The organism is Hoylesella pleuritidis, assembly GCF_963541955.1.
GTDB lineage: Bacteria > Bacteroidota > Bacteroidia > Bacteroidales > Bacteroidaceae > Prevotella > Prevotella pleuritidis.
Genome location: NZ_CAUTUT010000029.1, coordinates 1 through 6,345 on the forward strand (window position 1 = coordinate 1; position 6,345 = coordinate 6,345).

The 6,345-nt window shown below is 45.2% G+C and carries 7 protein-coding genes; 3 read left to right on the top strand and 4 right to left on the bottom strand.

The genetic code is table 11. From position 1 onward, the window contains the following. The first annotated feature begins 13 nt into the window (after positions 1 to 13). Complete coding sequence (locus RWY97_RS09930) at positions 14 to 151, top strand: integrase core domain-containing protein (protein WP_390883298.1); 138 nt, start codon at positions 14 to 16, stop codon at positions 149 to 151. Between the two features lie 558 nt (positions 152 to 709). Here the strand turns inward: RWY97_RS09930 and RWY97_RS09845 are convergent. After that, positions 710 to 1,354 (bottom strand): HAD family hydrolase, encoded by a 645-nt coding sequence (locus RWY97_RS09845; protein WP_315566935.1) that lies wholly within the window; start codon positions 1,352 to 1,354, stop codon positions 710 to 712. A 96-nt stretch (positions 1,355 to 1,450) separates the two neighbouring features. On the opposite strand from RWY97_RS09845, the gene mltG reads away from it, so the two are divergent. Both mltG and RWY97_RS09855 read left to right on the top strand, forming a co-directional pair. Then, positions 1,451 to 2,497 (top strand): endolytic transglycosylase MltG, encoded by a 1,047-nt coding sequence (mltG, locus tag RWY97_RS09850; protein WP_273176888.1) that lies wholly within the window; start codon positions 1,451 to 1,453, stop codon positions 2,495 to 2,497. Beyond that, positions 2,494 to 3,588, top strand: coding sequence for a hypothetical protein (locus tag RWY97_RS09855; protein WP_315566937.1), 1,095 nt, complete (start codon positions 2,494 to 2,496; stop codon positions 3,586 to 3,588). Before mltG ends, RWY97_RS09855 begins: the two co-directional genes overlap by 4 nt. 68 nt (positions 3,589 to 3,656) lie before the next feature. On the opposite strand, the gene RWY97_RS09860 is transcribed toward RWY97_RS09855, so the two are convergent. From RWY97_RS09860 to RWY97_RS09870, 3 genes are all read right to left on the bottom strand, one after another. After that, on the bottom strand, positions 3,657 to 4,115 hold the full coding sequence (locus RWY97_RS09860) for an HU family DNA-binding protein (RefSeq protein WP_315566938.1): 459 nt from the start codon (positions 4,113 to 4,115) through the stop codon (positions 3,657 to 3,659). Between the two features lie 195 nt (positions 4,116 to 4,310). After that, entirely contained in the window at positions 4,311 to 5,954 is a 1,644-nt protein-coding gene (locus tag RWY97_RS09865) for a hypothetical protein (RefSeq protein WP_315566940.1), read from the bottom strand. 32 nt (positions 5,955 to 5,986) lie between these two features. Continuing rightward, positions 5,987 to 6,157, bottom strand: a complete 171-nt coding sequence (locus RWY97_RS09870) for a hypothetical protein (protein ID WP_021584489.1) — start codon at positions 6,155 to 6,157, stop codon at positions 5,987 to 5,989. Positions 6,158 to 6,345 lie beyond the last annotated feature (188 nt).

The following is a 6,345-nucleotide window of genomic DNA, read 5'->3' on the forward strand; positions in this document are numbered from 1 at the left end:
TATTAAAAATGAAATATTCAAGAGAAAGCAGTTTCATTCTATTTTGGAAGTCAGGGCAGAAATAGACAAAGCAATCGAATTCTATAACACTCAACGTCCACACATGAGTATAGATTTAATGACACCCGTGCAAGTCTTGGAAAGAACCTGAGAGATAAAGAAAGAGTGGAAAAGCTATCGTGATAGAGCTATCAAAAAGCTCACACCGCGGAGTAAAATATAATACGCCTGTTCGGGATAAGAAAGTTGTTTTTCTGCCGGCGGAACAAACTTTTCCGTTTTTCGATTCTTAATTTGTGGAAACCGGTCGAAAAAATACTTTTTTTCTCTGTTTCCATCTGGAATTGTTCATAAATCTTTGTTTTTCTTCTGATTCCATCGGAAACAGCAAATAAATTTAAATATATTCACACTTCCCAATGGAAAGAAGAAATTTATTTTTGTTTATTTGCATTTTACGATAGAGAGAGAGAAAATATATCTTATTTATTAACGCTTCCTTGTCGTCTTGAGAATATTTCTTTTATTTTTCGATGGATTGAGCCGCTTTCTCACAGAAAAATCTTCTCCATTCCATTTGCAGATAAATGATAGAGTCGCTTTTCGGTTATTTTCTTATCCCGAATTGGCGTAATATAATACAAACAAACAAGTCTAACTAAAGTCGAAACACGTGGAAAGTTTCAATTCGATACGCCCAACAAAACTATCATTCAAATAGAATCTCTTGCGGACAATTCACAAATGTAGTAGCACCGTGAGCGATAAGAAAATCTTTTGATCTGAATCCCCATAGCACACTGATACAAGGAAGCTCGCTATTACGCGCTGTGGCCACATCCACGTCGCTGTCTCCGATATATACAGCACGTTCTTTCGTCACACCCAACTGTCGCAATGCTTCTATGACCGTGTCCGGGGCCGGCTTCTTCCGGATGTCTTCGCGTTCGCCGATAGCCACTTCGACATAGCGGCTAAAAAAATGTCGACACAGATCCTGCGTGGCATCATAAAACTTGTTGCTGACAATCGCCAAGCGCTTATCTCTGCGTTTCAGTTCGGCCAACAACTTGATAACGCCAGGATAAGGGCGCGTCGTATCGAGACTGTGCACAAGGTAATGGCGACGGAAGGTCTCATACACTTCTTCAAAACGCGGATTGCCAAGTCCGCCAGGCGTAGCTCGCTCCATCAGCAGCTTAACCCCATTACCCACAAATAGTCTCACTTCGTCCAAGGTACGCTCGGGCATACCCGCCGTGCGCAGCGCATAATTGCAACTTGCAGCCAGATCGGTAAGCGTGTCGAGCAGTGTACCGTCTAAATCGAATATATATATATCATATTCTCTCATTATATTCCACCTTTAAATCATAAAATATTGTTGCAAAGGTAGTAAAAACAATCTGCTTTTTACTACCTTTGCAGCGTTTTTATGATAATGAAAGATATGAACAGAAAACTCACAAATCGATACCTCATACCTGCGGCCGTGTGCCTGCTCGGGATTTGCGGACTAGTGTTTTATTACTTTTTCTTTTCGTTCTCAGCACGCCCCAAGACCGAATACATCTATATCGACAATAACGATAACGTCGACTCGGTGCTGGCGAAGCTCTCATCAATAGCCACCTGTCACGGAATACAAGGCCTACGGACACTGCTACGCCACAGCGCTTACTCAAAACATATTCGAACAGGGCGCTATGCCGTAACGCCCAAAGACGGGGCTTTCAAGATATTCAGATGTATCAAAAACGGTCAGCAGGCACCAGTCGAACTCACTATTCCATCAGTCCGCACACTGGATCGCCTATCCGCCGAACTCTCCAAAAAGCTGATGCTCGACAGTGCAACAATCTATCGGGTACTCACCGACGAAAAGATCTGCCACCGCTACGGCTACGACACGCTGACCATTGCCTGTATGTTCATCCCAAACACATACGACGTTTATTGGAATATCTCACCTGAGAAGCTCCTGGATCGGATGAAACGGGAGAGCGAAAGATTCTGGAACTTCAAGCGCCGGGAGAAAGCCAAGCAGATGGGAATGACTGAAAACGAGGTAATTACACTGGCTAGCATTATCGATGAGGAAACGGCCAACGACGCAGAAAAACCGATGGTGGCGGGAATGTACTACAATCGGCTCAAACTGCGCAATGCCGAGTATCCCAACGGAATGCCATTGCAGGCCGACCCTACCATCAAGTATGCCTGGCGAAGATTCGGCCTGCGGCGAATTTACAATAATCTGCTGCACATTGACAGTCCTTACAACACGTATAAGAACGTTGGCTTACCCCCGGGCCCCATTCGTATTCCGAGCGTAGCGGGCATCGATGCCGTGCTCGATCACGTACACCACGACTACCTGTATATGTGTGCCAAGGAAGATTTCAGCGGGACACACAACTTTGCCCATACCTATCAGGAACATCAAAAGAATGCAGCAAGATATTCTAAGGCGCTAAATGAACGAGGTATAAAATGACATTGCACATATTTAACCCCGAACACGACATTGCACTGGCCGCTGACGAGCTGCACTTTACAGCTCCCCACGCAGCTCGGGAACTGCGGACAGACCTCGGATTCTTGCCGGCACTGTGGGTAGACGACGGCGATTTAATACTCGTTGAGAAGGTTTCGGCAGCCGTCAATTCCGTTCGTCATCTGAAATGTCACACGGCCGATGTTCTCTTTGTCACGCCAGCCGACCTCTCCGTCGTATCGTTCAGTGATATTACCATTGATCCGTGGGGCTGGGATCGTTTGCTGAAAGCTCAACTGCGGACCATCAATCCTGAATTAGAAAGACTGACACCAAGCGACGAACAGCTGACCCAAATGCGCCGACTCAGTAACAGACGCTGGGCCGGCGAGCAACTTTTGCCACAATTGGTCGGTATCGACGACCGGCTCATCGGTACAAGCGAATATATCACCGACATTCAAACAGTAGAGATGCAAGCTCGGCAGCTCCGCCGGTCGGTGTTCAAAGCACCGTGGAGCAGTAGCGGTCGCGGACTCAGATATGTCGACGCACCGACAGACGAATTAGAGCCACACCTCAAAGGGTGGGCTATGAACACACTCAAACGGCAAGGCGGACTGATGATTGAGCCTTTTTATAACAAAATTCGAGACTTCGGAATGGAGTTCAACTGTGCCGCCGGTACCATTACTTACCAAGGTTTATCGCTCTTCAAAACAACCAATGGTTCCTACATAGGCAGTATTATTGCCACCGAAAGCGAAAAACAACATCTCCTCTCACAACATATCTCCATCTCGTTACTCGACACCATACGCGAGGCGATTATCCACCTACTCACCGACCATTTGGCTCCCATATACAACGGTCCGTTAGGAATCGATATGATGATTGTTGCCGATAGCGGAAAATGCAAGCTCCATCCCTGCGTAGAACTGAATCTGCGCCGTACAATGGGACACGTTGCTCTTTCTATTCCGCACGATGAAGCCTGTCCTCAGCGCCTAATGACCATTTCTTACACCGACAAATATCACCTTAGAATCACTGAGACCGCAGAGAACATTGTTCGGGGTACACTACTGTGAACAGATGAAAGGCAAATAAGAAAAAGCAATGTGACTCCAAAGTTCTTTATCTAACTTTCGGAGTCACATCAAATCCTGATACACACTCTCAATTGGTCATTACGTGTGAGCACAATCATTCTGAATTCTATGGCTTGGGTGGAGTCTTTCCGCTCTTCTTTCTGTCCTGTTTCGGCACTTTGTGATACTCTACACCCTTCAAATCGCGGAAATCCTTCGTCGGGACAAAAACGCATCTGCGCGCGTTTGATATGCTCAGAGGCATTGAAATCCTTGATGTCTGTTACCACCCTTGATGTGATCGTGGGGTAAAACTTGCTGAAAGGGCCGGCATCCACGATATAGCCCAACGAACAAAAACAATTCAACACTTTGCGAGCCTTGTAAAACACGGCTGCCACATCAGCCTCACCCACCGTAGAATCTTCGGCCATGGTGGCACAAAGTTCTTCAAACGAGATCTGCTCTTTCTGGCAAACCAGACTCGGTACATACACTGTTTGACCTTTCAGCGGGCCAACACTCATTTTCTAGGATTCAGTGAATAATCCATTTTCTTCTTGTTTTTATGTTGTTTTTAATGAGGCTTTTGCCCCTCTCGAACTCCCTTTATATAAAGGGCTTCCGAGAGGTCCAAAAACACGATAGTACTTTTCACTCAATACAATAGTACCTTTTACCCTGCACGATAGTGCTTACTGGGCAACACGATACTACTTTTATCAATAACGTACGAAGGGGCGCACGCGATTGTTGCTTCGCTTAGGGAATGTGTCCCAGCGTACAAAAGACGAATACGCATGGATAATACCAGCATTGGAATGATCTCTATCAGAACTTGTGAAATAATAAGTGATGATGGCGAGAGGTGTGCCACCCACTTGTGTAAAGGCACTATTGGCCAAAGCACCATACCAGCCATATTGTTGGTTAGTCTTAATTACTGCAGCTTTATTGCCAAAGCCCAAAGTGGAAAACATCCATTTAAAATCGCTCAATGAAGGGAGATACCATTGCAGCTCAGGTGAGCCGGTATAAGTTACGCCGGAATTATAGTCGGCTGCTACCTTAAATGCCGGGAAATCTGGATTCTTTCCTTTTCTCTTATCTCCGGTAACTGCGTTTGTACTGTAGCTTGGATCATAGGTCTCGTCATAACCGCTAGTAGCCAAGCCATTTAATGCATCGTTTATATTCGGTGTCATATGCGTATTTGTGTCTGTCCAAGTAGTAACATAATTACCCGCACACCATATTATGTCATTTCCTTCGTTAGCATCTTTCAAGGCTAAAGCCATGTGTTGTCCTAGATCTAATATAACAGCAATCGGTATCTTTGGACCATCACCGTAAATGGTTTCGCGGAGGAAACCGGTAGTACCGTCACTCATCAGATAGGTATAGTTAGGTTTGAGCTTAATTTTAACGACATACGATTTACCTGCTTGCATCGAGAGCGTAGCGTTGAGCTGAGGAACCGAGAAGATGCCGATAGGCTTCCAAAAGACAGTGCCGGCAGAGATATTGGTTAGCTTCAGTTTGCTGCTTTCTGTCGTGGGTAAGAAGTAGTGATAATCACTTGTTGAAGTATAGGAATAGTTTTGCCCATAATTCGAAGCCGAGTATTTCGCTTCTGTGCTGGCTGGTGAGTTATTTGTTTCTGTTACCATCGCTCCGTTGGTAGCAGTATAAGACTTTGTCGAGAGATTGTAAGTTACGCTTGTAGGGATCACATTAGCAGCCGTAGTTTCCAACGTGGCGGTAATGTTCTCGGGTATATCCTTCTGACAAACGAACTGGGTACGCAAGCGAGCGCCTACATGTTTCATTGTGAACGTGACTGTCTGGTCAGGATCTTGATTGATAGCCGCGGTTACGGTGCTGATCATCGCCGTTTTGGCTTTTTCACGCGATACGGTCAGATCGTTACCCGAAACTATTACGTCATCATTGAATGCAACAAAGTCATAATTACCGTGAGACAACTTGATACTTTTTTTTGTACCGGCATCGGGTATGAATGTTCCGCCACTAAATGTGCCCTTTATTTCCCCTTTCAACGTGCCACTTTGGTAAGCGCGGATCGTGTAATAGCCAGTGGCAGGACTGGTCGCACCACGTGTTTTCTTAGCGGCAGGCTCATTTTCTACGGTTATTTCAGCCTCGCAATCGCCGAGGTCGACGATTTGAGGTTTATTTGTTGCGGCTGCTCGTGTCAATGTTTCGTCCTCGCCGAAGTCTTCGTTGACGAAACTGAATTGCACCTCTTGTGCCGGTTCTTCTGTCTCACTGATATTATTATCACTGCTGCAACCTGTCGTTGCCAAGAGCATTAAGGCCACGCTTAAAAATAGATATTTCTTCATTGTCATTATCTTTTTTAATTATCAATTATCAACTACTCAAACTCGTACTCTCCACCATCTACTTCTTCATCGGGATCCCATTCTTCTTGCTGTGATCCAGGATGTGGACTAACGGATGTGCAGATGAATTGCTCGGCTTCCGCTTGAATCATTTCACACTCGGGCTTGCTATAAGCCCTACTCTCTAAATAATTTTTGTTCATATTACATTAGTTTTTGAATAAATAACCGTGTTTATTTCCCTTTTTCTACGAGATAAAAGGGTACGAAAAAGCGAACAAAAGGAACTCTGTCGGACCCTTTGTTTATGGGGGAATACGCGCCTTTCACGCGCGCGTACAAGAAAACTAAAAAAATGTTTACTCCGCCAGATGCGAAGTGTGTGTGTGTG

Excerpts from the sequence above, each read along its gene's own strand:
- RWY97_RS09855 (WP_315566937.1), top strand. The coding sequence starts at position 2,494 with ATGACATTGCACATATTTAACCCCGAACACGACATTGCACTGGCCGCT.
- mltG (WP_273176888.1), top strand. The coding sequence starts at position 1,451 with ATGAACAGAAAACTCACAAATCGATACCTCATACCTGCGGCCGTGTGC.
- RWY97_RS09870 (WP_021584489.1), bottom strand. The coding sequence starts at position 6,157 with ATGAACAAAAATTATTTAGAGAGTAGGGCTTATAGCAAGCCCGAGTGT.
- RWY97_RS09860 (WP_315566938.1), bottom strand. The coding sequence starts at position 4,115 with ATGAGTGTTGGCCCGCTGAAAGGTCAAACAGTGTATGTACCGAGTCTG.
- RWY97_RS09865 (WP_315566940.1), bottom strand. The coding sequence starts at position 5,954 with ATGAAGAAATATCTATTTTTAAGCGTGGCCTTAATGCTCTTGGCAACG.
- RWY97_RS09845 (WP_315566935.1), bottom strand. The coding sequence starts at position 1,354 with ATGAGAGAATATGATATATATATATTCGATTTAGACGGTACACTGCTC.